Annotated in this window: 1 protein-coding gene and 1 pseudogene; both read right to left on the bottom strand. The window is 53.0% G+C overall.

Features of this window, described 5'->3' with window-relative positions:
- Positions 1 to 197 (bottom strand): annotated as a pseudogene (locus HK26_RS11710) (DUF6362 family protein); the annotation flags it as partial.
- Between the two features lie 233 nt (positions 198 to 430).
- Positions 431 to 1,951 (bottom strand): hypothetical protein (locus HK26_RS11715; RefSeq protein ID WP_086639950.1); only part of this gene is annotated, 1,521 nt, incomplete at its 5' end.

The raw sequence follows: 1,951 nt of genomic DNA on the forward strand, positions 1-1,951 counted from the left end.
GTCAGGCTGAGCAGGTCATCCAGTTCCATGAGCGTTTCCTGCCAGGATGAGCCGCAACTGGACGGACGCAGACCATGAGAGGGCAGGCAAGCTAAGGTCAGACCTGCCTCAAACAAACGGCGCTCCACTTCCTCTGCCATTTCCGCCCCACTCATTGGCATGTGGGCTGTTGCTGCAAGGTTCTCTTGGGTTCCCATCTGGTTCCTTTCAGGTTCCCTATATTATTTATATTATTCAGTTAGTTAGTAAGAAAGAGAACTAGGGAACCAAGGGAACCGCTATTTTCACACAACAAACACAAGAGGCACGGAGATTATGCGTTTGGTATAGGGGCGCGAAAATAGGTTCCGTATAACGGTTTTGGTTCTCTTTAGAAAAATAAACGAACTAATAGGAACCTATACGGTTCCGTTGGGGTTCCGTAGTTCCATTAGAACCCGCCGTCTCCGTCATCTGATAAGCCCAGCTCACAGCACCGGACCCAGAAACAGCCCTTATTTTTCTTACCATCCATGGTGATGGTCATTTCACGCCCATATTTATTCCGTGGCGGCGGACGGTAACTTTCAAGCTGGGTGAAGTCATATATGAATTTGTCGCCAGCGTACACTGTATCTTTGAATAAGGCACGGAGCATGGCATTGCGCGGCCATATCCACAAACCGTCTCCATCACTGCCTTTTAAAACAGGCTGCCCACTTCTGGGAAGTGGCTCATTAGCGCGCACAACCCGTATTCCGTAACTTGCAAGGGCGGACGCTACCTGTTTGCGAGAATATGTGCAGTCTGGCACCCCATCTTCATTTTCATCCTGCTGCCTTAACATTTGCTCAATCAGGGAGGATATGGAACGCTTGTCACTTGATCGGTCCATCTGCACTTTTTGCGATAAAAAGTGGTCGATCATTCTCTGTGGGCCACTGTCCGTAGCAGTATCATCAGCCGTACGGATATACCCTACGATGCCCTGCACAATACCATCCGCCTCTTTTTCTGATGGTATGCCGTCATTCGCCAAAACCCACCAACCTGCAAGCAATGAGCCCATCTGATCCATTTCACGCGGCTGACAACCGGCACGGCCAACGGCGGCACGGAGGATCACCCGCGCATCACGGTACCGATCCCATCCACCAAGAGCACGCCCCCATAGAGATGGCCCAACCTCTTTGGCCCATTCCTTGAACTCGGCATGTTCAGCAGTATGGTCAGCGCCTTTTTTGGCCTTTTGCAAAAACACAAGAGTGATGCGGCCAGCATGTTGGGCTTCCATATCTGGTGGACGGATTGAGGCCATAATAAATGACCCGGCAACAGCAATCTTGCGGGCAATACCGTCTGATCCACCACGCGCGCCCTTTGTGCCTTCGCCACCAGTTGCGGAAAGGATCATGCCCAGCAGGTTGCGGGCAGCCCTTTGATCCTCTCGGTCCGAGGCTTCATCCACCAGAATAGGAATGGCGCGGCCATCTACCATCTGCTCAATACCTGCCTTTGACGCATCATTGGTTGCGAACTTGAGCGGAATAGCGTTTTGAAGCACATAGAGCAGTGAGGACTTACCGCACCCCGCTGGGCCAGTCAGAAAGCCTGCTGGACGCCACGGAATGGCCGCGCCGTAATAAGCGCAGGCCAGCATGCCCATAACGATAATATCGCTGCCACCAACCTTGAAATCCCATAGTTCACGAATGCGGTTTTGGAACTCGATAGCCACGCTGGCGTCACACGCCTTGCCAGGACACGGCTCTGCTGGTGATGCCGCCCATATCTGGTCGCCAATACGAGTGCCTGGCCGCTCGAATTTGGAACCGACCAGGACACGGCTGCCGCAATGCACCACCGGCATGCCATTTGCCGCAGCCCAGATGCCGGGTTTACGGATCTGTATATGGTCGCCATACAGGCCAGCAGAAAAGCACTCACGCTGCAAGAACTCAGCAGTGCGGTT

The organism is Acetobacter okinawensis (genome assembly GCF_002153655.1).
Classification (GTDB): Bacteria; Pseudomonadota; Alphaproteobacteria; order Acetobacterales; family Acetobacteraceae; genus Acetobacter; species Acetobacter okinawensis_A.